Below are 23,061 nucleotides of genomic sequence, written 5' to 3' on the forward strand. Positions count from 1 at the left end.
CGTCCCCTGCAGCCGTGCCGACTGCGCTGGCGAAGGGGACCGAAAATGTCATTGTCGGTTCTGAACATCGACAGAATCTCCCCGTCCGTTGACGTCACGCGATTGCACCTCACGCTTGCGCGGCTAGGCCGCGAAGAAATTGCGAAATACGTCCTGCGACCAAACGCGGGCGGTCTACCATGACCGGCAGTTGCCAAACATGTTTGCGTATCAGTCCGTAAATGAACGAGGCCTGTAGATCCCAGACCCGTTCGTAAAGATCAGCGTCGTCCATCGTGGCAAGGCCCGAACCAAAGTGGTGTCGAACCTCGGCCATGAGGACCTGCAGAATCAGTTCAACGCGGCGCGACACGTAGCGATGGGTCAACTCATTGCTCGCGAGGCCGGAATGCAGCACGATCCGGATCCAGATCGGCTCGTCGATGGCGTCGAGATAGCTGAGATAGAACGCTTCGAGTCGTTCCCCAAGAGGACGCGCCCGGTCTCGAAGGTCGTCGAGCCAGGTGTCGCGCCATCGGGACAGATAAACCTCGTCATAGACCTGCTCTAGCAACGTCCCCTTGTTGCCGAAGTAGGTGAAGATCAGCGCCTGGGAGACTCCGAGCGTTTCGGCAAGGTCTCGGATCTGCCCCTCAAATCCCTTCTCCGCGAAGAAAGTGATCGCGCCTTCAAGAATCATGCGCGCTCGTGCCTCTGGTGCGAGGCGCCGCCGCACCGGCTGATTTCGCGTCACGGCGACCGCATTTACTTTGGATTCCATGCTTTTTCCCTTTGCCATCTCTCTCATCGCGATCGTCTACCGTTGTTGAGCAAGTATAAAATAAACCTTGACGGATGCACTCTGCGTTATTAGGATTGTGCTCAACAAGCTGGTTCCGCGCAAGCGATTAGGACAGAGGAGGCTCGATATTTCGCACCGAGTCCCACGTCGCCGAGCAACGGCCTACGCTATGTTCTCACCTGACCATATAGACGGAGACACGCGATGACTCGACGCATTGTCGACATTTCCCTTGCTTTGGACAACGAAACACCTCTGGACCAGCCAGGATTCGGTCCGCACATCGATTACCAGTCACCAGCGGGCAATACCGCTGAAATCTTCAAATTCTTTCCCGGCCTGACGATTGATCAGCTGCCCGGGGGCGAGGGTTGGGGAAACGAGACGGTGACGCTGCGCACGCATAGCGGGACCCATCTAGATGCGCCGTACCACCACCACTCCACAATGAACAATGGCGAGCGAGCGATCACAATCGACGAAGTGCCGCTCGAATGGTGTTTTCAGCGTGGGGTGAAGCTCGATTTCAGACATTTCCCGGATGGTCACGTTGTCACGGCTGCTGAAGTTGAAGCGGAACTCGCCCGCATTGGGCACGACCTTCAGCCGCTGGACATCGTGTTGGTAAATACGCGCGCCAGCACCCTTTATGGCCACCCGGACTATATCCACGCTGGCATTGGCATGGGACGAGAGGCAACGCTTTATCTCTTGAAACGTGGCGTGCGCCTTACTGGCATCGACGCCTGGGGATGGGATGCCCCGTTCTCGCATATGGCGCGTCGATTCGCAGAAACGGGGGATCCGTCGATCGTCTGGGAAGGGCACCGGGCCAGCATGGAAATCGGCTATTGCCACCTGGAGAAGCTGCTGCACCTCGAAAAGCTGCCTTCCACCGGCTTCCAGGTCTGCTGCTTCCCCGTGAAGATAAAAGGTGCATCCGCAGGCTGGACGCGTGCTGTAGCGATTCTCGACTGAACGGCACCACCTACCGGCAGCGCGTTAGTAAATCTTGAGTTGAAGGAAGAGCAGATATGTCGAATTCGGAAATCATCGCGGGTCTGGCACAAGCATCTGGGCTGAACCGGGCTGAACCGCTGAGTGGGTTGACCATTCTCGTGACCGGTGCGGGGCGGGGGATTGGGCGGGCGTGCGCGCTCGCCTGTGCTTCCGCGGGGGCAGAAGTCATCGCTGTTTCGCGCACCGAGACCGACCTCGCGGCGCTGGCTGAAGCCGAGCCGAACGGCCGTATCCGCGCCATGGCCGCCGACGTTGCAGCAGAGGACTTTCCCGCGCGTATCCGCTCGTTGCCGCGTATCGATGGTCTTGTCAACAATGCCGGTACGAACAAGCTCCAACCGCTGCCAGATGTTGATACCGCAACGCTAGATCATCTGCTGAATCTCAACGTTCGTTCGGCGTTTCTTGTCTCACAAGCGGCGGCGCTCCGCATGCTCGAACTTGGACGCGGCGGCAGTATCGTGCACGTTTCATCGCAGATGGGCCATGTCGGTGGACCCAAGCGAGCCGTCTACTGCATGACGAAGCACGCAATCGAAGGACTCACCAAGGCGATGGCGATTGAGCTTGCTCCCGCAGGTATCCGCGTCAACGCAGTGGCACCGACAATCGTCGAGACGCCAATGACAGCGCCGTTCTTCGAGGACCCCGCCTATCGTGCGTTCGCGTTGGCGACAATTCCCATGGGACGCGTCGCTCAGCCGGAGGACGTTGCCGAGGCAGTGGTCTATCTTTCTTCTCCGGCTGCAGGCTTGGTGACCGGAACAAGCCTGCGTATTGACGGTGGTGCGACAGCTCAGTGAGTGCCTCGCCCTGACAAGCTCCGCTCGGTAGCTGTCAGGGCTCAACACACTGGCGCAATTGAACGCGGGCGGGAAGCCGACATTGTTTGTATTACTAGTTATCAAGAAGGTGCTGAATTATGGCCGAGAAGAAAAGGATAATCATCAGTTGCGCTGTGACCGGCGCGATCCACACACCGAGCATGTCTCCGTACTTGCCAGTAACGGCCGAGCAGATCGCGGATTCCGCGATTGCTGCGGCAGAGGCTGGGGCCGCCGTCGTGCATCTGCACGCACGCAATCCCATTGACGGCCGCCCGGATCAGACTCCGGAAGGTTTCGCTCCATTTCTGAAGGCGATCAAGGAGCGTAGCGATTGCGTGGTGAACATTACCACTGGTGGAGCGCCGACCATGGCGGTGGATGAGCGTGTGCGTCCCGCTGCCATCCATCGCCCCGAACTAGCCAGCCTTAACATGGGTAGCATCAACTTCGGCCTGTTTGGCATGCTGGAGCGCTTCAAAGAACTACGGCATCAATGGGAGCGTGAGTATCTGTCGGACCGGGGCATCATTTTTCGCAACAGCTTCGCCGATATCGAGTACATCCTTGCAACTTGCGCCGAGAATGGCACCCGCTTCGAGTTCGAGTGCTACGACACCGCGCATCTTTATAACCTCAAATATTTCCTCGATCGTGGACTGGTACGAGCACCGCTCTTTATCCAGACGGTGTTTGGCTTGCAGGGCGGGATCGGTGGCCATCCCGATGACGTGACGCACATGCGGCGCACCGCGGACCGCCTGTTTGGTGACAACTATCAATGGTCCGTGCTGGGCGCCGGTCGCTATCAGCTGCCGATTGCGGCAATGGCCGCGGCAATGGGGGGGCACGTGCGCGTAGGTCTCGAGGACAGTCTCTGGTTGGGACCAGGTCAACTCGCCACCTCGAACGCCGAGCAAGTGCGCCGTGTTCGCCAGATCATCGAAGGGCTGGGCCTTGAGGTCGCGACTCCTGCCGAGGCGCGCGCGCTCCTTCAACTCAAGGGCGCCGACGAGGTGGCGTTCGGATAATGCGGACGATGGCGGCGTCAAAGATAAAGAGAGGGGAGGCTGCCTAAATTTGTTTGAACAATAAATGACGAACAACAACGTCGGAGACACAGCATGGAAGGCAATTGCGATCAATTGAGCACGGTGGGCACAAGCCCAGATACGGCCCGGAAGTGGCACACGCTTATTGCGTCATTTTTTAGCTATGGCTTTGATGCGATAGATTTCATGATTCTCGCTTTCACTATTCCTTTCATCATGAAGGAGTTTGGCATCTCCCTTGAGGTTGCTGGCCTCCTCGGAACGGCGGGAATGATCGGCGTGGGATTCAGTGGTGTTCTGATCGGAATTCTTTCCGACAGAAAGGGGCGAAAAATAGCTCTCGTCACAAGTGTCGCAACTTTTGGCCTATTCACCTTCGCCATCTATTTTTCCCGGAGTTGGACGGATGTTTTAGTCCTCCGCTTCTTGGCCGGCCTCGGCCTCGGTGGTGTATGGGGAGTCGTGTCAACTCTAATCTCCGAAGCTTGGCCAGCGAAAACCCGCGGCCGGGCCGTTACCTTTGTTCTGAGCGCCTGGCCCATCGGCGTCATGGCAGCCGCGCTTATAGTGACAGGCTTCCTGAAAACTCACGGATGGCACTTCGTGTTCCTTTTGGGGGGAAGCTCGGTCCTTCTGATCCCGTATATCTGGCTATATGTGCCGGAGTCAGGCGAGTGGCTGGCAAGAAGACCGGTTGCGGCCAAATCAACCACGCGTTCACAGCGGTCTCTTCTCGCGACGATATTCCGGGGAGAACTCAAGGCACAGACAATCATAGGCACGTTGACGTCCGCCGCTGGCTTTACCGCTTATTGGGGAGCTAACACGTGGCTTCCTACCTATCTCGTGAAGGAGCGGATGCTGAGCGGTTCGATGATGGCCTGGTACATTTTCGTCCTGAACATCGGCATGTTTGCCGGATACCAGTTATTCGGCTACGTCGCTGATCATTTTGGTTCCCGTAAGGCGTTATTGCTGTCACTGGTCGGTGCCGGGGTCATGTTACCGGTCTATGCCTCCGTACGAGATCCGATACTTTTGTTCTGGCTAGGTCCCCTCATGGCCCTTTTCTTTGCCTTCCCCGGATTATTCGGCGCCTATTTCCCGCGTCTATTTCCTACGGACGTGCGGAGCCTAGGAAGCGGATTCTGCTTTAATGTCGGTCGAGGAATCTCAGCATTTTCACCGTTCTTTTTCGGCAGCGTTGGAAACGCCTGGTCACTTTCGATCGCCATCGCTCTTTGTGGTCTCGGCTTTTTCCTGGCCGCCCTATCAACACTTTTTCTTCCAGATCTTCGGGAATCGGTTGGTTCAATAACAGCATCCCACGATCGCCTGAACTCTGGTCAAGGTGCTTGACTGGAAAAATTCCACGATCAGTTCAAGTTTCGATTGTCACATAAATCATTCTAGAAATTTGTTTCTACGACATAATCGAATAAACATCAATAAGTTATACGAAATTAAACATGACGCGACCGGAGTGGTTTATATACACGAGTGCAGCTTTGTCTATAGCGGCTTTGTACCGGTTCGGTTTTCGTGAGCTAGACCTTGTTAGGAATTCTTTGTAGAACCTGGTACCCTGGAGGGATGACAAGAGAAAAACGCAAACCCTATCCGACAGACGTATCCGACGAAGAGTGGAGCTTCGCGGCGCCGTATCTGACGCTGATGGATGAAGCGGCAGCGCAGCGCAAGTACGAACTGCGAGAAGTGTTTAACGCGTTGCGCTGGATCGTGCGTGCTGGTGCGCCATGGAGAATGATGCCCAACAACTTTCCTCCGTGGGAACTGGTGTACCAGCAGACCCAGCGATGGCTGCAGGCAGGCTGCTTTGAGAACATGGTCTGCGATTTGCGCTCGATCATCCGTGTAGCGCAAGGACGGCGGGGCCAGCCCAGCGCCGTGATTCTGGATGGCCGGACAATGCAGTCCACCTGCGAAAGCGGTCCGCGCGCGGGCTATGACGGGTACAAGCGCAAGCGTGGCAGCAAGGTCCATATTGCAGTCGACACGCTGGGGCATTTGCTCGCGGTGCACGTAACGCCCGCCAACGAGCAGGAGCGCGCGCAGGTGGCAGAGCTCGCGCGACAGGTGCAGGAAATCACGGGAGAAACGGTCAAGGTAGCCTTCGCGGATCAAGGATACACAGGTGAAGACGCTGCACGGGCCGCCAGCAATGAAGGCATCGATCTGCAGGTCATCAAACTGCGGGAGGCAAAGAAAGGTTTTGTGCTGCTGCCCAGGCGATGGGTGGTCGAGCGCAGCTTTGGCTGGCTCAACCGCTTTGGCCGCCTCACGCGAGACTATGAGCGCTTACCTGAAACTCTTGCCGGACTTCATTTCGTAGTCTTCGCGATGCTTATGCTCGTGCATGCAGTGCCAGTACTTCAAAGTTCATAACACGGTCTAAAAAACATGACCAATCGGTATATTTCGATCATTTGGTAGCCTTAATACTATCAATCAATTATTTAGTCGCGAGGAAAATAGAACCTCGGAGGATCAAAGTGACATTCCCCGGAAACACCATAACGATCGCGCGCAAGGCGCTCGGACTGGCAATCTTTTGTAGCGGCACTGTTGTTATCATCGCATACCTGGTGCGACTTGCCTCTACAGCCTGAGGATCAAGTCTGCATCTCTAAGCCGTTGATGCAACGCCTTTCAGCTTACAGAGCGACTCGTTGATTCGCTCATGGTCAGAACCGGGTACGGCATACGCCAGACTGCTCAAGTCAACAGACATGGAAATGAAGCGTTCGAAATACAGAGCGATCAGCCTATCGAAGTCATTGAATGTCGATGAATCTCTGAAGGGTGTGATTTCGTAACCCTGAGAGGCAAGAAAGCGTTGATGGAAAGCATAAAAATAGTATTTAAAATACATAGACATCCTATATATTGAAATTGGAGACTGCGGTGGAATATTTCGGAGGATTACCGTCTAGAAGGATCACGAAATCGTTTCAGCATCGATGTGTTGGTGACCGCCGAACCTCGGATTTTAGGCGCCGGAAATCTGCATGCTCTCGCTTTGATCTTAGATCATACGCAACCTTGCTCGTCGAACTTTCGGCTGCAATTCCGATGAGCGTTAAGGCCCAATCAAGCTTGACCTTCTATGGTTTGATCGACGTGGGCCTGAACTACAGGACATCGGATGGTGCGAATCCTGAAACCGGTAAGTCCGCAAGTGCGGTCAGTCTATCGTCCAGCAATGAGCAGACAAGCCGATGGGGACTAGTAGGCTACGAAGAGCTGGGGAATGGAATGAAGGCTACTTTTCGCCTAGAGAGCGGGTTCAATGCTGCAACTGGAGTCGGCAATTTTGGTCTCCCCTTTACCAACGACACCAATTCGTTGTTTGACCGAGGTGCATCGATCGGGATTATCAGTCCCTATGGAACGATTACGGGCGGTCGCGTATATTCACCGCTTCGGGATGCATTAGTCGCGGCGGACGCTTCGGGTTATCTTAACTTTGGATCGCTATCCACCATCCTCTATCAGAACTCCTCAAATGTGAGCCCTGCGCTAGGTCTTGCAGGAAAAACCACCGGTACGTACAGCCTCGTAAATGGCGGACTGTTGTATACCTGGGTGAACAATTCAATCAAATATACAATTCCGGACAATACATACGGATTCAGTGGGGGGGCTCTGTATTCCTTTGGCGGGACAGCAGGAAGTCTGAAGAACAAATCGACTTGGTCCGCTAATTTGAACTGGACCAACGGCACTATTTCACTCATCTCGGGCTATTATAGCGCGTCAGATCCGGGTGGGGTGACGAGCAATTCATGGTTGCGTGCATTCACCTTAGGTCTGCTGTATGCAACTGGACCCGTACAGTTGGGCTTTGATTTCACAAATATCCGGAATCCTACAACAGGCGCCAACCAAGATTTTTTTTACACGTCAGCGAGGTGGCAAATCACCTCGTTTGTTTCTGTCGTGACAGACTGGATATATCTTAAGGATCTCCAAAATGGGCAGGCAAGCAGTGACCTGTATAAGCTAGAGGCGAACTACAGCCTTTCCAAAAGCACCGCGCTCTACACAGGCGTGGGATTTGTGAACAATAAACCGCAGGGCGTTTTGGGATCCTGCGGGTTTGCCAGTCCAATGCTTTCGCCAGCTCTCATGGGCCACAACCAGCTCTCGATCATCGCCGGAATAAGGAAGTTTTTTTGATGCAATTTACTCCACATACGCGCGCCGACGCTGTGTGATAACAGCTAAGTGAGCTTGGAAGCTACCTCGCATCTGACAACGGGGTGCGCGCGATTGGTGTCGGTGGCGAGTCTTGACGACATCGGAGAACCGGCGCGCTAGAAAGACGCTCTATCGACTGAACCTTTTGATGTCCACGCAGAAGCGTCCCACCAGGGGCCTCCGCTGCTGCAGCATGTGGTAACGGAGTGGCTGTATTGAACGTGAGGACTGGGATGAATGCAGCGGAAGGAAAAATTGCGAAAACGGAACGCACGTCGCTCGGAATCATGGAAGTACTTGCGGGCCGTGACCACCGTTGGACGTCAAAATTATTGTTTGCCGGTCCGGCGGTTGTGACGTCGATCGCGTACATGGATCCCGGTAACTATGCGACCAATATACAAGCCGGGGCAAAGTACGGCTATTCGTTGCTGTGGGTCGTGTTCGCTGCGAATTTCATTGCCATGCTGTTTCAGGCCTTATCGGCCAAACTCGGCATTGTAACCAGCCGCAATCTTGCGCAGTTGTGTCGCGAGCACTTTCCGCGGCCGGTTGTCTACGGGATGTGGGGTATCAGCGAGTTGGCCGCAATGGCGACAGATCTCGCGGAGTTTCTCGGCGGAGCCATCGGTTTGTCGCTGCTGTTTCACATACCCTTGCTGCTTGGCATGGTAATCACCGGTGTCGTGACGTATGCAATTCTTACTGGCGAGCGCCAAGGCTTTCGGCCTCTTGAGTTGATCATCGGGGGCCTCCTGGCTGTCGTCGTATTGTCTTACGTGTTCGAACTTCTGATTGTTCATGTTGCCTGGGCCTCCGCGGCGAAGGGAATCTTCATGCCTCGACTGGAGGGGCCTGGTGCCTTGTCGGTTGCGGTTGGCATTCTGGGAGCGACCGTCATGCCACATGCGATTTATCTACATTCCGGGTTAGCACAGCATCGCGCGTTGGCCAACAATGATGCAGAGCGCGCAAAACTCGTCCGGTTCTCACGTATCGAAATTTTGATCGCCCTGACCGTCGCGGGGCTCGTCAATATGGCAATGGTAATTATGGCGTCCGGTGCGTTCCATGCGGGACACCCCGACGTCGCGGAAATCGAAACGGCCTATCACGGCATGACGCCGTTGCTTGGTGCGGCCGCAGCCGGCATTTTTCTCGTTTCGCTGCTGGCTTCCGGGATATCGAGTTCCGTGGTCGGAACGATGGCAGGCCAGATGATTATGCAAGGGTTCACCGATTTCCAAATGCCAGTCTGGGTTCGCCGGCTAGTGACTGCGGTCCCGTCGTTCATCGTAGTCGCACTGGGTTTTAATACGACCGACGCGCTGGTTTACAGCCAGGCTGTACTAAGTTTTTCGCTGCCCGTACCCATGATCGCACTAGTGGTTCTGACGTCCCGCCTCGATATAATGGGCCGGTTCGTTAATCGCAGATGGGTTGTCGGCGGTGCAGTGGCAGGAACAGTCGTTATCCTCGCACTCAATGCCGCGCTGTTGCTGGAGACCTTTGGGGTGACGATCTCGGGACTTTGAACAGCGTCGGCCTTCACGAGTGATCGCCGGAACTGCTATATATGAAGAAATCGGAATGTGCTTCAACCACCGTGCGATCGATCTGCAAATCTGGATGAATCGTAGTTGGATGGGTGATTTCTGAAGCCGGCAGTTTCACCCCCATTAGTCCGATAATGCCGCGCACAATCCTACTCTGATATCTGGCCTCTCTCCTATAGCCCTAACACGCTGGGGCATCCGCCTCTTTCGTGCATTTTCTGAAGTTTGCACGAGACATTTCTTTAGTTCGAGTCAGCTGCAAAGTAAGCGAAGCACAATATCCGTGTTGACGAAGGTTCATGCGTTCAACCGATTAACCAATCAAGCCAAGACGTGATTCCCCCAGCCACCGTTTATCTTCAGGTATGCACGAGCGATGAAAAATCTAGTCCGTTCGACCGCAGCTCCCTGCCTATATCGTAAGGGTCAGTGTCATCTCGTCAATTTGACGAAAGCGGCCATCTTGGCTCAGTTCCGCGAACAGGTACACCTCTTGAAGCAGATGTACTCCACCGCGCATGCAGAGCTCAATCAAGTGCCGCTCCGCATAGCGGTTACCAGCGACAAGTTCGTCGAATACCGTGATGGTGACCCGCTCGACGCTACTGCGAAGATGATCCATGCGAGCCTGAAACACGGAATGTTCGATCCATTCCCCGTTGACTCGTTGACGGAAACTAGGGTCGAAGTGTCGTTCGATTGCTTCCGTCGTGGTCAGCTTCGGGTTGTAGATCAGATCTTCGATGGCGCTCTTAATAGAAGTCATTTTCATTTTGTCTGCGTCCGGATCAGCAGATAGCTACTGGAAATCCGCCAATTCCGATTTTCATCGAAGCACTTCCAGGACGAGCTTGCCTTGGATGTGCCCGCGAGTTGCGCGTTCATGTGCTTTACCGGCATCGGCAAGAGGATAAGTGCTGTCGATCACGGGACGGATTACGCCTGAATTGAGTAAGCGGCCCAGTTCCGCGAGCTGCATGCCGTTCGAGCGAACTTGAGTTGCTGAGACTGTAACGCCTACCTTGTTCGCCTCTTCGGTTTCCAAAAATCCAAGCGGAAAAATAGGGAACAAGGCACCGCCACGCTTGATCGTTCGTAGGAAACGCCCTGTGGTCGGCCCACCAACCGCATCAACGACGAGATCCACGTCACGTACGAGATCTTCGGGTTTGGTCTTGGTGTAGTCGATGATCCCGTCTGCACCGAGCTCGCGCAGCAGGGTCTCGTGCTTACCTGAGGCGACCGCGATCACTCGCGCGCCCTTTAATTTTGCGACCTGTACCGCGAAATGACCAACGCCGCCCGCCGCCCCGTTCACGAGTACGGTCTTTCCATCAAGCGCAACCGGCGCATGCCGATTCGCCTGCAGCGGATTAGGTTCGTCGTGACCAAGATCGACAAGGAACTGCCATGCGGTGAGCAGTGACATTGGCGTACTCGCAGCATGAACATGGTTGATGCCTTCTGGTTTGACCGCTATCTCGGACACGGGCACGCTAACATACTGGGCGTAGCCTCGACTGCCCCCGGCGAGACCGGAAGGAAATCTCACCATCGCAAACACCTCGTCGCCGATGCAGAAACCTTTGACGTCCTCGGCGACCGCCTTAACGACTCCCGAAATATCCGTTCCAAGGACTAGCGGGAACGTCACCTGTGGCTGCCATTCGGGCGGCAACATCTTGTATCCCTCTCGAAGATACCAATCCGGTGGGTTAATACCTACCGCATGTACTTGCACAAGAACTTCGCCTGCTTTTAGCACTGGCATCGGTGCATTTTCGTAGCGCAAGACCTCCGGGCCACCGAATTCATGTTGTTGAACCGCCTTCATCATTTTGGGCAACATCGCTTTCTCCTTAAGCCAAATTCGGGTATCGTTTCGGAACAGCGCTCCAAATATATGGAGCGCTGTTCCGTTTGTCAAGGACTCGTATGCGCGCGGATGCCAAAAAAAACTATGAACACCTACTAACGATCGCTCGTGAGGTATTTTCCGAGCAGGGAGCGGACGCCTCGTTGCGAGATATTGCTCGGCGAGCCAAAGTGGGCCTCGGCACGCTCTATCGCCACTTCCCGACACGTGAGGCTTTCCTCGAGGCACTGTTGCGTTCGAGCTTTGAAGCGCTAGCTGAGCGAGCCAAAAGTCTTGAAGCATCCAGCGCCTCCGATAAAGCGTTAGTCGCTTGGCTGAAAGAAGTCATTGCCTTCACCCATGACCACCGCGGCATCATCGCAGCGATGGTGGGTGCGATTGAGGAACCAGACTCGGCGCTCCATGCCTCATGTGTTGCTTTGCGCAGTGCGGGCGCCTCGCTTCTGGCTCGAGCGCAGAAAGAGGGGAAGGCGCGCGCCGATTTAGACGGTGCAGAACTCTTCGATATCATCGCGGCCCTCTCCTGGCTGCGCGAGCAGTCGTCGCATGCGTCTCGTGCAGACCGAATTTTCAAGGTCATCGCCAGCGCCATCCTGACTAATTGAACTGGGTGCTGTGCCGCGAGCCGTTTGGAAACGGATTGCCTGATCTTAAGTCATGCGTATGACAAAGGCACGCAAAAGCCTTGACATGTGTGCCAGGAGAGCAGGCTTAACGCCGCACCTGCAACGAATGTTGCCCGGGCAAACATACGCGCCGGTCAACGTCGCGCAGCACCCACATATATAGAATGCCGAGACTTTACGGCACTTTGCGCTTAAGGTCCGTTCAGGTTGTACAGTGCGTGCACACAGAACCTGTGCACGGTCCTAGTCGAACTTGATCATGGGGGAACCAGAGGGCACGGCCGATGCCAGGATCATCCTGTCGCAGTTAGCTGGAAAATGGCTCTCGCAGGCTCTCGGACGGAACACCGCGTCGCCGCGACGGATCGGCATACCCGTCAGCACACAGAACGAATCCATTCGTGCAAGACCGAATCGCCATACTTGATCAGCGTAATGGCCTGAGCGTGGATCGCTCCAGCACACGCTAAGCGTCTTCGAAGACAGTTGTTCGAGAATGCAAACGTGCGCCGGCGGCGACTCGACAGCAACGGGCTCGAATGCTTCTGGTCGCGGCCCCTTCGTCTTGCGGAATTTCTTCTTGGGATCGTATTGTGCTTTCTTGATCGATTCAATCGGCGTTGGCACCAAGACGGCTAGCAGTGCGCGTGTGACGATATCTTCTTCAACCAGACGAGTCATCATTCACCTCCGTTATAGAGTTTGGCGTGGCAGCACGCTCCGTCGCGGCCGAGGTTCTGCTGCTGACGTCAACAGTGTTGTGCGGTGTGGCTCGCAACGCAGATCAACGATATGCCCGCATGGCGCGCAGCGATACGCAAAACCGATCATGAGATTAAACGCGCCGTGACCAAGACTGAACGTTTCGGCGGCCATACTGCAAGTTAAGCGTTGTTGACCGGAAAGTGCAACGTAATCTTTTCTGCTTCAGCTTTCTTTCGATAAAACGCGACGAAGCGCTGCCAATACCTTGGAAATCCACCTGGGTCCGCAGGCTGACGATTTCGAACCGGGAGTACTTCACTACGAAACTAGCAATCTATTGTGCTTTCTCTCGCTCGAGCTCAAGAAATCGCACAAACCGAGCAATGCGGGTGTGTATCGGTTCCTGGGGCAGTTCGTTTCATGCCGGGTTGTCAGCGTTTAGCGCCTTGCCACGGACGAAGGGACTGGTCTCTAAGAATCACTTCCGCAAAGTCAAAAAGAAAAAACATTCTGCTTGCGATAAAGGAGGATGACGGAGAATCTGAGCGCTTCAGCAGCAACAGAGCATGTTTTGCACGACGTGTAGCAAAAATTGCGCGTTCCTTTGCCTCTGGGCTGGTGATTGAGAACATGTCGGAAATAGCATCAAGCCATTCGTGCTGGATCATTTCCCAATCTCCAGGAAGCTGATCGCCCGCATGCTCAGCGCCTTGACGAACATGGATCACCGTCCGACCGATCTGTAATGCCGCGAATGCCGCAGCGATAAGTTGCATTTCGTTTGCATGCTGTCGCGCGGGTTCGATTGCGATACGCATGATAACGGCGCGCATCCGCGATTCGAAGCTTATTGCAAGACGAGATGTACCCGGGTGATAGGTAGAATGCGTGATTAACGCGTGGAGCTGCCTGAAATAATGTGCCGAAACCAACCGCCCTGCGTGCGGCACCACAATCGAAAATGCCACCGCAGCCGCCGCCACGCCGGCCAGAAGCCCGAACGAGGTGTCTAGAAATTGGACGGGATTGTAGGTGACAGGGTTGGTGATGTCGACCGTTAAACAGAAGAAGACAGCGAATCCCATACCTAGTACGGAAGTCTTTGGGAATGTGTTGACATAACAGCCGACCATGATAGGGATCCCCATGCACAATGCTAGCAAGGAGAAATTGTCTGATTGGGGAAGTACAACAAAGCTGCAGAAAAATCCTGCAATTACGCCGCCAAGAACACCGCAGAACATCTGCCACGTCGCCGCGGCGGGATTTGGGGCAATGGCATAGAGCGAGCTGAACATCGATACAGAGACAAGCGAGTTCGATCCATTTTCCCAGCCGGATGCTAGCCACAGCGCGCCGACGGTGAGTATCGCTGCCGCTGCCCGGACGCCATCGATCAACGAAGCTAGACGAATCGTCGCTGCCCGCGTGCTGTCGACATGAACGATGGAATGCAAGAGAGACCATCGCCAGGTTTGATCATCCGACCGGCGCGCTTCGACGAAGTCACGACACACCCGGTGCAAACGGACGACGAGATCTTGCATTGCTGCCCCTAGCATTTCAATGTGAGCACAATCAGATGGAGGCTCATCCCAGATTGTATCCAGCAAGGTTTTTACTTGGCCTGCGATGGAACACTCAAACTGCCCGAGCTGATCCGCCACTATCTCAAGTTGGCACTCCGCCGACGTGCCAGACGACAGGCGGTCCGGAAATATCGCCAAAAAGGACTCGATCAAGTAGGCTGCCGCTAATGTGGCGCGCGATCCCGCTTCAACCGTGATTTTCATTTTTATCTGATGCAGAGAATGCGCCGAGACCAGAGCGTTTATGTAGCTCGTATCCAGTCGCAGAAACACGCGTTTCTGCAGGCGCACTTTCGGATCCTCAAAGACTGCGCCGGTGCGCAGGTTCTGGACGTTCGCTCGCTCACGGAGTAGCTTCAAAACGTTCCCCAGGTCTGCCTGCGGTTCCGGATCGCACAAGAAACTGTGTACGGCAGAAAAGAGATTGCTTATGTTTTCGGCGCTCGCAGCATAGAGTTCCGGAACCACGCGTCTAGGAAAAACCAGTGCGCTAGCTAGACTTGCAATCGTCACGCCGATCACGACCTCACTTATCGTATATACAAAATAGTCGAACGCGTCATACGGGTTAGTCAGGCTCGGCAAGGAGGTCACCGCGGTCGCGTAGCCGGCCAGCACAAGCCCATACGACTGGAAATTTCGAAGATATGATGAGCCAAAAGTGCATGCTCCGATCCACGTTGCAAGGACCAGCAGGTACATCCAGGGCTGCTGGGAGAAAAACGACACCAGCACAAGCCCCGCAATGCTCCCGCATAGTTCGCCCACGCAGCGGTAGAATCCGCGCCCGATTATCATGCCGCTCTGCTGGTACAACATGACGATGACGCAAGACACCATTGCTGTGCTCGGTTCGCGTAGCTGGAGCAACATACACAGGCCCATCGACAGCGTAGCCGCGAAGGCCACCTTTATCCCATGCCCAATACGTGGATAGTCGTCCGACAGGTATTGACTGATTTCGGCGCGCCAACGCAGCCTTGGCGTAACACCAGTGTTTCGTTCCATCGCGAGGTCCGAGGCGGGTTGTGATTCAGGCTCGTTAAAAAGCAGTTCGGATTACCGCTAACTAGCACAAGTTATTGCTTGCGTCATTGGCCCGGCGACTGGCCGATCAAACGCTAGTGAACAGTTGCAAACGTTCTAAACGATGCTGCTTTCAGCGCATCCCGCGTTCAACGAACCGACTGCACGTCGTGATCCTCTTCCAACTTTCAGATACCGCATCTTCAGGACGTCTTTGGAGAGCCGTGGTAGCGCAGGGCAGATGCGGCGCTGAGTCGTGAAGAAACGTATCCTTTGCTGATTCGTTTCGTGAGTTTGTTCCGAGGGCGGGACAAGCTCACGATGTTGCTCCGCCGGCCTCCTTTGAGCTTTTCTTCGGCGAACCGCTGACGCAGGTCCACTGCAGCGACGAACGAGCCCGCATTTAGATACCCAAGGAGCGACCGTTCCATGGACGCCGATGCTTTTTGTGGCCGGCTGCGTTTTTCAGCACAGCGTTGACCGCATGGAATCTACCGATGGCGTTGCGCGCTGTGCCTCAGAGCGGCTCGCGGCCCAGTGTCTCCGCGATCCAGTTGAAGACAACTTCGTCTTTGTATGCGAGCGCGCCAGACTGGCAGTGGTTTTCGGCCCCATCTTCGGCAGTAAACGCGGCAAATTTTTTAGGGACTCGCAACTCGTCGAATACGCGCTTGGGTTGGCCAACGAAGAAGATATCGCCCTCCGCTTCCATGACTAGGCACGGGCAGCTGATTTGGTCCACAATGCCGGCCAGCGAGTATGCCTTGCTGCGATCGATAAGGTCTGCGACTCCTGAAGCGCGCAACGACCACGTGCCTTGCGTAACAACCCAGCGAAGCGCAGTGTTCGTGACCATTTTCTCGGACACGATCTCCTCGCATTGCGCGAAATTACTGTCACCATAGGCAGCAAGCGCCTCCTTCGGCAGAAGGCTCCGCAAGCTCTCGTGGAAGTCGTAGACGCCATCGAAAAACACGGCGCCGCGGAGACGATGCTCGAACGCTGCGGCGCGCGCGGCGAAGTAGCCGCCCAAGCTCATGCCAATGAGCACCAGTTTGTCGCCGTCGACGTCTGGCCGCGTCAGTGCATAGTCGACGGCGGGGCTCACGACCTTTTCCCAGTCTGGGCGGAAGGGAAGGTTCTGCTCGCGCATCGGTGCGCCCTGACCTGGTCCATCAAAGGTCAGACAGTTATAGCCGCGCAAGACGGCAGGTGCGCCGCCATAGTAGAAAAGCTCCTCGACGCTTGAGTCAAAGCCGCCGTGGAAGATGATCGTCGGGCGTGGCGTGTCCGACGTATCGGGCTTGTAGAAGTAGCCCGGCAGGGTCGTCTCCTCGTAAGGAATCGATACGGGCTCCCACGTCGGTCCAGTTAAAGCGGCGCCCATGGTATAGGCCTTTTGAGATGCTTGTGAAGCGGAGAGGATGCGAGGGTCAAGCGGATCGCCGTGGAGGTAAAACTCCGCCATGCGAAAGTAGGTCGAGGCGCGCAGGAATCCACCGCGGGCGCTCACCCGGTGCCCGGCGTCAAGGTCGGCTTCTGCGCGCGCAAGTACACGCTTTGCGCGCTGATCCCACCCGGCGAACCAGCTCTCGAAATCGCCCTCTGCGATCTGACCCGCGGTCGCAATCATTTCGCCGAGATCGGCGCCGCCATAGTACATAAAGCCGAGGTTCCGCACGAATTCAAAGGCAAAGTGATCGTCCTTGAATGCGACCTTCATGGTTTTTTCTTCCCAATTTGCTGGATATGACCCGCAGAGCGCAGCGCGCGTGCGCAGCTGCGACGCCAGTTACTTCGAGCGCGATCTACGCCCTGCCGTGCAGATGTGCGGCGGCCGCCCGGTGTCGGCGATTAGACGCTGGTGATCACGCGATACCAAAAAGAAGTACAAATGCGACGTGCATAAGACCGCAAGTCGTCTGTCACTACTTTAGGTACAGCTTCTCATTTCTGCACGATGCAACCGTGCATGGCAGGTATGCGAGAATGCATAGCTTGCTGGATCCAGTAACCAGAGCTGCCATCGAGTACGATGGAGCCCGTTTGCGGAGTGGGTGATGGCCAAGCGTGATGTGAGCGCCGGACGTTCGCTTCAGTGGTCGCTGTTACGAGCATTCCTGGCCGTGGTGGAGACCGGGTCGCTTTCGGCCGCGTCTCACCGCGTTTCGGCCACACAACCGACGCTCAGCAGACAGATTCGCGAACTCGAATCGATATTGGGCACGCCGCTGTTTGTTCGCGGAGCACGTGGACTCGATCCGACCGAGGCTGCGCTTCGCCTCGTCGACGATGCCCGCGCAATGGCCGCCGCCGCCGATGCGATCACACTTAAGGCTTTAGGGCAATCGACCACGCTGTCGGGCACTGTGCGGCTCACGAGTTCCGTAATGGTCGCGAACATGTGGTTGCCGCGTATCCTCGCAGAGCTCAGGATTGCGGAGCCGGACATCCAGATCGAGCTAATTCCCTCAGACCTCAATCAGAACCTGCTACGGCGCGACGCGGACATCGCTATCCGCATGGCTGATCCGACCCAGGACGCGCTGATTGCCCGCAAGCTCGGGGAGGCACCGGTCGGCCTGTATGGCGCGCAAAGCTACATTGCGCGGCGTGGGCGCCCGACCACGATGAACGAACTGATCACGCACGACGTGATCGGATTCGACCGCAGCGAGGTCATCCTCAAGCTCTATGCGGCCGCGGGCCATTCGGTCGCCCGCGAAGCGTTCCCGATTCGATGCGATGATCAGATGGTCGGTTGGGGCTTACTCATGGCGGGTGCGGGTCTGGGTTTCGCGCAAGTCATGCTGGGAGAGCGGGAGGAGACGCTGGAGAGGCTGGACTTCGATCTCGTACCCCCCATGCCGGTCTGGCTGGTTATGCATGAAGAAGTGCGCAGCAGTGCCCGCATTCGACGGGTCGCGGATTTTCTCGCCGCATCGTTGAAGCGGCTCTTGTGAAGGCAGTAGCGGATTGCCTACTTTCGTCGATCGCGTCGCCAATTGTGCTGCAGCGGGACCATTCTCCGTGTGCCTCGGAGTAGGCTGTCGACTTTGGGGTAGTCGTGCTTTTTGTGCAAAATCTGGCGGTAGCATCGCGCAGAGCCGCGTGAGCAAGGCGCTGCGTGTCGACAATCGCCGAGAAAATTATGATTTCCCAAGTCGTTGATAAGAAGGGGTTTTAGGATCAAAGCGCGAGATTTTGCACAGAAAGGACGATCGCCCCAACCCGCGTCACGAAGATAGATGCAACTAACCGGCTGCCGCCTATCTCTTATTCACCAGCTTCGCCATCAACCGCGTCTTCAGGCAATGCGGTCGACCGGACGCGGCCGAAGCAAAGGGCATGGTTGACGTGACCAGGGGAAGGTTGCACCGGCCGCGTCTGTCCGTTAGGGTGACCGCTCGTCCCGCAATGCGCGGGATCCTCAAATGGAGAAAGCTTCTCACATGAACAGACAGGAACTCATTGACGCCATCGCCACCAGCGCGGGCGAAAGCAAGTCCAAAACGGGCGAAGCGATTGATGCCATCCTCGAGACCATGACGGCTGCCGTCACGCGCGGTGAGACGGTGCAGCTCGTGGGCTTCGGCTCGTTCTCCACGGGCGCGCGGGCGGAGCGTACGGGCCGCAATCCGTCGACGGGTGAAACCATCACGATCCCCGCAGCAAAAACAGTCAAGTTCACCGCGGGGAAGGCATTCAAGGACGCGGTCAATGGCGCGTAAGACGTCGCCAACCAGCGCTAGTGTTGGGCGGTGCGCGTGCACGCGCGCCGTCAGGGCGACGGGAGCCGGGAACGGTGAAAGGCTGCGGTGTGTCCCGTTCGCGCGAAGGGCTGCTTTACGGACGGACGAAGTCGTCCAAGGTAAGTTCAAGCCTCGTCGCTGGATGCGCGAGCAACCTTCGTTCGGCGATGGCGCGGATGCGGCGATAGCCGTCCTTGAACCGTTTCAGGATCCGCGCATCGCCCGCGCGTGGCTCCAGCCAGAAGCAGGCTTCGAGCGCGGCGAGGGTGATCACGCACTCGACGGTGATGCCCCGGTGCACAACAGAAAAGGCCACGCCGCGACGGTTCGCGAGGATCTGCGGTTCGAGTTCGATGGTTTCCATGGTCTGACGTGGCTGCGTTCTGACAGGTCTTGGGGGAGGGGCCGGGACTGGCTGATGCACGATTGATACCCGGCTGCCATGCTGCAGCCGTGTCCTCCCTCCATGCCGGGCGACGGCGCGCCAGCGCTCACTTTACCAGTCGATGCGATGCTGTTCGTCGGTGTCCCGATGACGGCGATCGTCGTCGACTGCAGGTAAATGCTGGTCGTCGTCAGTGAGGCATGCCCGAAGTTGTCTCGTTCGCGCCGCAGATCGACCTGCCGGTCAGCCATATGCGAGCCGGCGCTGTGCCGCCGCCAGTGGGCCGAGGCTTGCTCGAGGAGTTGCACCCAAGCGGCCGGTTTGTCGGCAAACCGCGCGAGGCACGCGTCGAGAGCGTTGTTGACGGCGATTTGCGCGACGCCGCTCGGCCCGTGCTTCGTCGTCCGGATACCTGCGCCGACGTGACTATCGGCTGATGCCGCGGAAGCGGCTGCACCAGGCGACCATGGCGTGAAATTCAACTGCCGGCAGCTTTTCCTTCAACCGTTCGATACGCGCGAAATGGCCCGCGACGACTGCCAGTCGCGTCAACGCTGCGATTCTCACCTCCCAGCGGTACTGGAACGGGCAGATCGCTCTTGTCAGCGAGCGCGTCTCAACGTTTGCCCGGTAGCCGCGCATTAACCAGTGGATTGAAGCCCGGGGAGGGCTTCGATGTGCGTCTGTTCGCGGATGGTGTGTGTTTGCGCTTCGGACCGCGCGCAGCGCCAAGCCGATCGATCAGGGCTGCGTCTTCTCCGGATGGTTCATCGTGGTCGTGTCCGGCGTCCTGATTGTTCGTCGGCATGGGGGCGTCGGAGGGGGCATGGCGGACAGCTTCGCCCGTCCTCAAATGCGCGATGATCCGCGCGAATTCACTCGCCGCATGTTCCGGCGCATCTCCAGGCATGGGCGTCGTCATAACGATGTCGTGCATCGTACGACCGTCGACGGCCCGGATCTCGACGTCGGTGTCCCACTGCATCTTCGCGCCGATAAACGCTTCCAGCACACACTGCAGGACCGCCGGCGATAACACGCCGCCATCGTACAGCGTCACCACCGCCCGTTCAGCGACGCGAAATAGCGACGAGTTGCCGCGCACGGCCATTACCGGAAGCGCGTCCGCTCATCGCCTCCGGAAAAGCGGCGGGCGTTTTCCTTTTCACCGGGCGTAGATCGAAGGAAAAGTGTCACTGGTCCGTTGCCTTCATTGTCCAGCGCGACGGGACGACGCGTCGGGCGTGTTGACACATTTCTTCGCAGTCCGATGCGAAGGCATTGTGTCAATTCGCATAAGTCCGAATGAAAATTGTCACCTGGCATCCTAAACTTCGAATCCCGTCCCTAAGGCACTGATCTTATGGGAAATTCTCTGCCAATTCTTCAGCCGATTGTGCTTGCCCGTCCCCGCGGCGCGCATCGTTTCGAGGCGTACAGCCTGAAGCTGACAAGACGGGTAACGCTCTATCGACATGTCGCGCTCCAGCAATGGGTGCTTCTCGAGGCGAGTCCGTCGGTAGAGGCGTTTTGCGAAAGACCGGGGTTTGTCATGATCGACAGACAGAAACTCCTCGCAGACTTCTGGGTCCGTTATGCCGACCGGCAGGAGTTAGTTATCCTCAATGATGTGATGACCGAGGATGACGCAATGTCAAAGCGGGCGGCGTTCTCGATATGAGGGAGGTGTCCATCCGGCAAGCCGAGCCGGCCGAGCTGATGGCCTCGCGTGCGTGGATCGACAACTGGCGCAGCATGCTTCCGTGCCTGGTTGCCAACCGAAGATTCCTTTCGGGCTCCCTGTGCGAATCGATCTTGAGGCTGCTTAGTCGGCCCCAGCGGCTGGCCGACATCGAGCGGCAACTCTCGACGGGGGACCCCGTGCTGGTGCGTGCGAGTCTGTTCAATCTGTTGCGCGAGGGAAGGGTTAGCGCGCTGGAGCTCCATACCCGGCCGCTGTCGCTGTTCACGACGTTTGTCGTCTCGGAGGCAATATCATGAGCCGCCGTCGAGCGCAGCTTCAGGCAATCGATGTGAGCACGTGGCCTACGGTTGCTTACACGCAGTTTGAGAAGTCGGCGCGGCACATGTTCGAGAAGCGCGTACAGGCGGTGATGGCGTATGTGCAAGGCGAACCCGTCAAACAGATTGAGCGCTCGACAGGAATTGACCGTCGCCAGTTGTACCGCTGGCTCGAACGTGCCGGGTCGATGCATCCGGACGGGCGCCCCTTCGGCTTCCGTGCGCTTGTCCGCTATGCGCGCTCTGCAGACTACGTTCGCACGCGGGCCGTTCCCGACGACATTGAGCCCGGCGGTGCAGCGGGTGCGCTCTCGCAGCTTCTGGAACGCCGGCCTTTGTTGTCGGACTGGCTACACCAGCAGATCAGGCAACGCAAGGTGTGGCTCGAAGAGGTGAATTCGGACGGGATCTTGCGAACGCGACTTCGCGGTCTGGCGGCGCTGCATGATAACTTCCTGCGCCAATGTCGGGCGGTCGGGCTCGGCGCAACAGATTATCCGTTCAACACGTGTGAACATGGGATCCGCTCGCTTTCGCGGCACCTGAAGGACGAACTGTTGCGCAGCTTTGGCAACGCGGCGCGGGCCGCGGGCGCTTCGCACCTGAAGGGCTTGCCACTCCGGGACCATGATGCACGGGCGCTCGCGGTGACACGCCCCTATCAGGCGGTCGAATTTGACGGTCACCGCCTCGACATCCGGCTCAAACTGGTCGTGCGTGATCCGCTTGGCTTTGTGCACGAATTCGAGATGGAGCGCGTCTGGCTGCTGGTCATTATCGACGTATGTACGCGCGCGGTCCTCGGCTTTCACCTTGTCCTCGCCAGCGAATATAGCCGCTACGACGTGATCAGGACGATCGAGAACGCCCGGGAACCCCATCGCGCACGCACGTTTTCGATTCCGGGGCTCGCGTACGGTCCGGATGACGGATTTCCGTCGCAGCGGCTTCCCGAACTGGCCTACGCGACGTGGGAGTGCATCCGCCTGGACAACGCAAGGGCGAACCTGGCCAACGAGACGTTGAGCGCGCTATGCAAGTTCGTCGGCTGCCTTGCCGATGCGGGGCAGAAATACAGCCCGGATGAACGGCCATATGTCGAGCGGTTCTTCGGGACAATTGCGAGCCGGCTCTCGGCGCGCCTGCCTGGTTACACAGGTTCGAATCCATGGGACCTGCGGCGAGCGCTGGCAAGTCCCAAGGGTAACCTGCGCCTCGATGTGTCGATAGACGAACTCGAAGACCTGATCGAATACGCCATTGCGAACTACAACGGGACGCCACACAGCGGTCTGCAAAACGTCACTCCGCTTGAAGCGATGGAGTACTTCGTACGGGGCAAGCAGACGCTGGTGACGTGGCTCGCGCATTACCATCGGCGCTCGTTGTGCCTGATGCAGTCCTCCCGGCGGTGTCGGGTTTGTGGCTACCTGGACCAGGGCGTGCGCCCGCATATCAACCTGTACACCGCACGCTACACGAATAGCGTGCTGGCAAGGAGCACGCATCTGATCGGCAAGGAAGTCCTCGTCTATATGAACGCAAGCGATCTGCGTAGCGTGCGGGCATTCCGTAAGCGGCTCGCGTAGGCCGTTCTCGACGTTACGCGCGTAAGTGAGGCATGGT

20 protein-coding genes and 2 pseudogenes are annotated in these 23,061 nt (G+C 56.9%); 13 read left to right on the forward strand and 9 right to left on the reverse strand.

All coding sequences use genetic code 11. From position 1 onward, the window contains the following. Positions 1 to 109: 109 nt before the first annotated feature. Complete coding sequence (locus tag KFO72_RS01150) at positions 110 to 760, reverse strand: TetR/AcrR family transcriptional regulator (RefSeq protein WP_225031200.1); 651 nt, start codon at positions 758 to 760, stop codon at positions 110 to 112. A gap of 225 nt (positions 761 to 985) precedes the next feature. Between KFO72_RS01150 and KFO72_RS01155 the strand changes: the two genes are divergently transcribed. The 7 genes from KFO72_RS01155 (at position 986) to KFO72_RS01185 (ending at position 9,433) form a co-directional block, all read left to right on the forward strand. Further along, the gene (locus tag KFO72_RS01155; RefSeq protein WP_225031201.1) at positions 986 to 1,759 is read left to right on the forward strand and encodes a cyclase family protein; all 774 of its coding nucleotides are present in this window, start codon (positions 986 to 988) and stop codon (positions 1,757 to 1,759) included. Between the two features lie 56 nt (positions 1,760 to 1,815). Beyond that, positions 1,816 to 2,604, forward strand: coding sequence for an SDR family NAD(P)-dependent oxidoreductase (locus KFO72_RS01160; RefSeq protein ID WP_225031202.1), 789 nt, complete (start codon positions 1,816 to 1,818; stop codon positions 2,602 to 2,604). A gap of 119 nt (positions 2,605 to 2,723) precedes the next feature. Next, a complete protein-coding gene (locus tag KFO72_RS01165; RefSeq protein WP_225031203.1) occupies positions 2,724 to 3,656 on the forward strand; it encodes a 3-keto-5-aminohexanoate cleavage protein in 933 nt (310 codons plus the stop codon). A gap of 93 nt (positions 3,657 to 3,749) precedes the next feature. Continuing rightward, positions 3,750 to 5,036: an MFS transporter gene (locus KFO72_RS01170; RefSeq protein ID WP_225031204.1), complete on the forward strand. Its 1,287-nt coding sequence runs from the start codon at positions 3,750 to 3,752 to the stop codon at positions 5,034 to 5,036. Positions 5,037 to 5,270: 234 nt separating this feature from the next. Beyond that, positions 5,271 to 6,083, forward strand: coding sequence for an IS5 family transposase (locus KFO72_RS01175; protein ID WP_225031189.1), 813 nt, complete (start codon positions 5,271 to 5,273; stop codon positions 6,081 to 6,083). 687 nt (positions 6,084 to 6,770) lie between these two features. Continuing rightward, positions 6,771 to 7,877 carry a porin gene (locus KFO72_RS01180; protein ID WP_225031205.1) on the forward strand — a complete coding sequence of 369 codons (1,107 nt, stop codon included), beginning with the start codon at positions 6,771 to 6,773 and terminating at the stop codon, positions 7,875 to 7,877. 254 nt (positions 7,878 to 8,131) lie between these two features. Beyond that, entirely contained in the window at positions 8,132 to 9,433 is a 1,302-nt protein-coding gene (locus tag KFO72_RS01185; protein ID WP_225031206.1) for an Nramp family divalent metal transporter, read from the forward strand. Positions 9,434 to 9,866: 433 nt separating this feature from the next. On the opposite strand, the gene KFO72_RS01190 is transcribed toward KFO72_RS01185, so the two are convergent. Continuing rightward, positions 9,867 to 10,226 (reverse strand): nuclear transport factor 2 family protein, encoded by a 360-nt coding sequence (locus KFO72_RS01190; protein WP_225031207.1) that lies wholly within the window; start codon positions 10,224 to 10,226, stop codon positions 9,867 to 9,869. A gap of 54 nt (positions 10,227 to 10,280) precedes the next feature. Beyond that, a complete protein-coding gene (locus KFO72_RS01195) occupies positions 10,281 to 11,303 on the reverse strand; it encodes an NADP-dependent oxidoreductase (RefSeq protein ID WP_225031208.1) in 1,023 nt (340 codons plus the stop codon). Positions 11,304 to 11,389: 86 nt separating this feature from the next. Between KFO72_RS01195 and KFO72_RS01200 the strand changes: the two genes are divergently transcribed. Then, complete coding sequence (locus KFO72_RS01200) at positions 11,390 to 11,935, forward strand: TetR/AcrR family transcriptional regulator (protein ID WP_225031209.1); 546 nt, start codon at positions 11,390 to 11,392, stop codon at positions 11,933 to 11,935. Positions 11,936 to 12,199: 264 nt separating this feature from the next. Here the strand turns inward: KFO72_RS01200 and KFO72_RS01205 are convergent, their stop codons facing one another. From KFO72_RS01205 to KFO72_RS01215, 3 genes are all read right to left on the reverse strand, one after another. Beyond that, a complete protein-coding gene (locus KFO72_RS01205) occupies positions 12,200 to 12,640 on the reverse strand; it encodes a DUF3331 domain-containing protein (RefSeq protein WP_225031210.1) in 441 nt (146 codons plus the stop codon). Positions 12,641 to 13,092: 452 nt separating this feature from the next. Continuing rightward, positions 13,093 to 15,258, reverse strand: coding sequence for an FUSC family protein (locus KFO72_RS01210; RefSeq protein ID WP_225031211.1), 2,166 nt, complete (start codon positions 15,256 to 15,258; stop codon positions 13,093 to 13,095). 535 nt (positions 15,259 to 15,793) lie between these two features. Continuing rightward, entirely contained in the window at positions 15,794 to 16,999 is a 1,206-nt protein-coding gene (locus tag KFO72_RS01215; protein WP_225031212.1) for an alpha/beta hydrolase family protein, read from the reverse strand. 337 nt (positions 17,000 to 17,336) lie between these two features. Between KFO72_RS01215 and KFO72_RS01220 the strand changes: the two genes are divergently transcribed. After that, entirely contained in the window at positions 17,337 to 18,239 is a 903-nt protein-coding gene (locus tag KFO72_RS01220) for a LysR family transcriptional regulator (protein WP_225031213.1), read from the forward strand. A gap of 471 nt (positions 18,240 to 18,710) precedes the next feature. After that, the gene (locus KFO72_RS01225) at positions 18,711 to 19,007 is read left to right on the forward strand and encodes an HU family DNA-binding protein (RefSeq protein WP_225031214.1); all 297 of its coding nucleotides are present in this window, start codon (positions 18,711 to 18,713) and stop codon (positions 19,005 to 19,007) included. 115 nt (positions 19,008 to 19,122) lie between these two features. On the opposite strand, the gene KFO72_RS01230 is transcribed toward KFO72_RS01225, so the two are convergent. The 3 genes and pseudogenes from KFO72_RS01230 to KFO72_RS01240 all read right to left on the reverse strand — a co-directional run bounded on the left by KFO72_RS01230 (position 19,123) and on the right by KFO72_RS01240 (position 20,524). After that, a complete protein-coding gene (locus KFO72_RS01230; RefSeq protein ID WP_225031215.1) occupies positions 19,123 to 19,392 on the reverse strand; it encodes a DUF1488 family protein in 270 nt (89 codons plus the stop codon). A 132-nt stretch (positions 19,393 to 19,524) separates the two neighbouring features. Continuing rightward, positions 19,525 to 19,715: pseudogene (locus tag KFO72_RS01235) on the reverse strand (tyrosine-type recombinase/integrase); the annotation flags it as partial. Between the two features lie 314 nt (positions 19,716 to 20,029). Further along, positions 20,030 to 20,524 carry a hypothetical protein gene (locus tag KFO72_RS01240; RefSeq protein WP_225031216.1) on the reverse strand — a complete coding sequence of 165 codons (495 nt, stop codon included), beginning with the start codon at positions 20,522 to 20,524 and terminating at the stop codon, positions 20,030 to 20,032. A 252-nt stretch (positions 20,525 to 20,776) separates the two neighbouring features. Between KFO72_RS01240 and KFO72_RS42200 the strand changes: the two genes are divergently transcribed. From KFO72_RS42200 to KFO72_RS01250, 3 genes and pseudogenes are all read left to right on the forward strand, one after another. Beyond that, on the forward strand, positions 20,777 to 21,094 hold the full coding sequence (locus KFO72_RS42200) for a hypothetical protein (RefSeq protein ID WP_318248381.1): 318 nt from the start codon (positions 20,777 to 20,779) through the stop codon (positions 21,092 to 21,094). Then, positions 21,091 to 21,414 carry a hypothetical protein gene (locus tag KFO72_RS42205; RefSeq protein WP_318248382.1) on the forward strand — a complete coding sequence of 108 codons (324 nt, stop codon included), beginning with the start codon at positions 21,091 to 21,093 and terminating at the stop codon, positions 21,412 to 21,414. Before KFO72_RS42200 ends, KFO72_RS42205 begins: the two co-directional genes overlap by 4 nt. Continuing rightward, positions 21,411 to 23,006: pseudogene (locus tag KFO72_RS01250) on the forward strand (helix-turn-helix domain-containing protein); the annotation flags it as partial. The gene KFO72_RS42205 and the pseudogene KFO72_RS01250, both read left to right, overlap by 4 nt. Positions 23,007 to 23,061: the final 55 nt, after the last annotated feature.

The organism is Paraburkholderia sp. XV (genome assembly GCF_020177535.1).
In the GTDB taxonomy this organism is placed as follows: domain Bacteria; phylum Pseudomonadota; class Gammaproteobacteria; order Burkholderiales; family Burkholderiaceae; genus Paraburkholderia; species Paraburkholderia caribensis.

What these genes read in the sequence shown, in the direction of transcription:
- KFO72_RS01150 (WP_225031200.1), bottom strand. Translation starts at nt 760, where the DNA reads ATGGAATCCAAAGTAAATGCGGTCGCCGTGACGCGAAATCAGCCGGTG.
- KFO72_RS01155 (WP_225031201.1), top strand. Translation starts at nt 986, where the DNA reads ATGACTCGACGCATTGTCGACATTTCCCTTGCTTTGGACAACGAAACA.
- KFO72_RS01160 (WP_225031202.1), top strand. Translation starts at nt 1,816, where the DNA reads ATGTCGAATTCGGAAATCATCGCGGGTCTGGCACAAGCATCTGGGCTG.
- KFO72_RS01165 (WP_225031203.1), top strand. Translation starts at nt 2,724, where the DNA reads ATGGCCGAGAAGAAAAGGATAATCATCAGTTGCGCTGTGACCGGCGCG.
- KFO72_RS01170 (WP_225031204.1), top strand. Translation starts at nt 3,750, where the DNA reads ATGGAAGGCAATTGCGATCAATTGAGCACGGTGGGCACAAGCCCAGAT.
- KFO72_RS01175 (WP_225031189.1), top strand. Translation starts at nt 5,271, where the DNA reads ATGACAAGAGAAAAACGCAAACCCTATCCGACAGACGTATCCGACGAA.
- KFO72_RS01180 (WP_225031205.1), top strand. Translation starts at nt 6,771, where the DNA reads ATGAGCGTTAAGGCCCAATCAAGCTTGACCTTCTATGGTTTGATCGAC.
- KFO72_RS01185 (WP_225031206.1), top strand. Translation starts at nt 8,132, where the DNA reads ATGAATGCAGCGGAAGGAAAAATTGCGAAAACGGAACGCACGTCGCTC.
- KFO72_RS01190 (WP_225031207.1), bottom strand. Translation starts at nt 10,226, where the DNA reads ATGAAAATGACTTCTATTAAGAGCGCCATCGAAGATCTGATCTACAAC.
- KFO72_RS01195 (WP_225031208.1), bottom strand. Translation starts at nt 11,303, where the DNA reads ATGTTGCCCAAAATGATGAAGGCGGTTCAACAACATGAATTCGGTGGC.
- KFO72_RS01200 (WP_225031209.1), top strand. Translation starts at nt 11,390, where the DNA reads ATGCGCGCGGATGCCAAAAAAAACTATGAACACCTACTAACGATCGCT.
- KFO72_RS01205 (WP_225031210.1), bottom strand. Translation starts at nt 12,640, where the DNA reads ATGATGACTCGTCTGGTTGAAGAAGATATCGTCACACGCGCACTGCTA.
- KFO72_RS01210 (WP_225031211.1), bottom strand. Translation starts at nt 15,258, where the DNA reads ATGGAACGAAACACTGGTGTTACGCCAAGGCTGCGTTGGCGCGCCGAA.
- KFO72_RS01215 (WP_225031212.1), bottom strand. Translation starts at nt 16,999, where the DNA reads ATGAAGGTCGCATTCAAGGACGATCACTTTGCCTTTGAATTCGTGCGG.
- KFO72_RS01220 (WP_225031213.1), top strand. Translation starts at nt 17,337, where the DNA reads ATGGCCAAGCGTGATGTGAGCGCCGGACGTTCGCTTCAGTGGTCGCTG.
- KFO72_RS01225 (WP_225031214.1), top strand. Translation starts at nt 18,711, where the DNA reads ATGGAGAAAGCTTCTCACATGAACAGACAGGAACTCATTGACGCCATC.
- KFO72_RS01230 (WP_225031215.1), bottom strand. Translation starts at nt 19,392, where the DNA reads ATGGAAACCATCGAACTCGAACCGCAGATCCTCGCGAACCGTCGCGGC.
- KFO72_RS01240 (WP_225031216.1), bottom strand. Translation starts at nt 20,524, where the DNA reads ATGGCCGTGCGCGGCAACTCGTCGCTATTTCGCGTCGCTGAACGGGCG.
- KFO72_RS42200 (WP_318248381.1), top strand. Translation starts at nt 20,777, where the DNA reads ATGGGAAATTCTCTGCCAATTCTTCAGCCGATTGTGCTTGCCCGTCCC.
- KFO72_RS42205 (WP_318248382.1), top strand. Translation starts at nt 21,091, where the DNA reads ATGAGGGAGGTGTCCATCCGGCAAGCCGAGCCGGCCGAGCTGATGGCC.